Below are 1,437 nucleotides of genomic sequence, written 5' to 3' on the forward strand. Positions count from 1 at the left end.
GGCTCAGCGACAGCGGTCAGGCCCAGGCCTGACCCGGCGAGCGCGCGGCGCGTGAGGCGACAACCGAGCAAGATCCTAAAAGCCGAAAATGATCTATCCGAGTCTCAACGGTTCGAGGGGATTGTCACTCCAGTTGTTTGTTCACCTCTGCCGGGGTGGTGCCGAGCTCGTGGGCGAGCGAGGCCACCGGGACGTCGCCGGACGGGGTGATGTGCTTGGCGATGGCGACGGCGATCTCGTCCGGCCATGCCATGCGCATGAGGCGGACGGCGCGGTCTGTGCCGACGCCGAGTTCGTCGGTCACGGTGGGGCGGCCGGGGTTGGTCGCCCAGCGTGATCTCATCTCGGCGATCAGGTCGGCGTCTGTCCTCTTGCGCGCGTTGGGCTTCGTGTCCTGATCGCCGCCGTCCGGGCGCCCGTTGTCCTGACCCGGCTTGTTCTTGTCCTGTCCTGACGGGTCGGGGTTGTCCTGCTGCTTGTTGTCCTGAACCGGCGGCGGGGGCGGCGGTGTCCTGTCCTGCCTGTCCTGGACGGGCTCCGCGGGCGGGACAGGGCGCGGCTTGGGCCGGCGCGGTGGGACAGGCGTGCTGTCCTGCTCCTGTCCTGTCTCTAGGCCATGCGCCTGGGCGATGCGGTACACGCGGGGCAGGGCCTGGGCGAGCATGACGCCTTCGTCGAGCATCCACACCAGGTCAGCGGGAGCCTTGCCGCGCCAGTACTCGCCGTGGACGACCTCCAGCAGCTTCTTGGCGTGTTCGAGCTTCTGCTCCATGTCCAGCGCCTCGCGGTAGCTGGTGATCTCCCACTTGATCATGAGTTTCCGCAGCTTGTAGGAGGAGCCGAAGTGGGCGAACCAGCGGGGGAATGGGATCGGCTCGCGGGTGCGGTGCTTGGCCAGGAGCACGTGCCGGATCGACTCGACGATGGCGAGTACGCCGAGCGGCGCCGGCACATACAGCATCATCGCCCTGAACTCCGGCCAGCCCGCGGACGCGTTGGCGACCACGGACAGGACAGTCATGACCCGGGCCACCCACCGCAGGAGCGGGACACTGCGGCGCGTCCAGGTCAGCACGATGTCCCAGGACACGATGACGATCAGGGCGCCCTCGAAGCCGAGCGCGACCCGGTCAGGGGCTGGCACGCGCATCAAGACAGCGAACCGGTGTAGCGCCTCATAGCTCGCGAGGAGGCCGTTGCCGGTCAGGGCTAGGCCGCCCACGGCGATGATCAGGACACCGAGGACCTGCCATCCGGTCAGCCGCGTGTCCTGATTGGGCGTCGGGTCAGCGCTTTCGGTCGTCACGTTCAGTCACCTTCATCATGTCCAACGGGATGTCCAACGGGATGTCCACGGCGATGTCCAAATCGGGGCGTTTGGACATCCACTCCCCTACGCGCGTGCGCGGGCGTGTGTATGGGGCGTAGGGCGGGGTG

Annotated in this window: 1 protein-coding gene; it reads right to left on the bottom strand. The window is 67.5% G+C overall.

Going from position 1 to position 1,437, the window contains the following annotated elements; all coding sequences use genetic code 11:
- Positions 1-124 precede the first annotated feature (124 nt).
- On the bottom strand, positions 125-1,306 hold the full coding sequence (locus tag EJK15_RS69340; RefSeq protein ID WP_138720928.1) for a DUF2637 domain-containing protein: 1,182 nt from the start codon (positions 1,304-1,306) through the stop codon (positions 125-127).
- Positions 1,307-1,437 lie beyond the last annotated feature (131 nt).

The sequence above is a fragment of the Nonomuraea basaltis genome (assembly GCF_005893125.1).
GTDB classification, from domain to species: Bacteria; Actinomycetota; Actinomycetes; order Streptosporangiales; family Streptosporangiaceae; genus Nonomuraea; species Nonomuraea basaltis.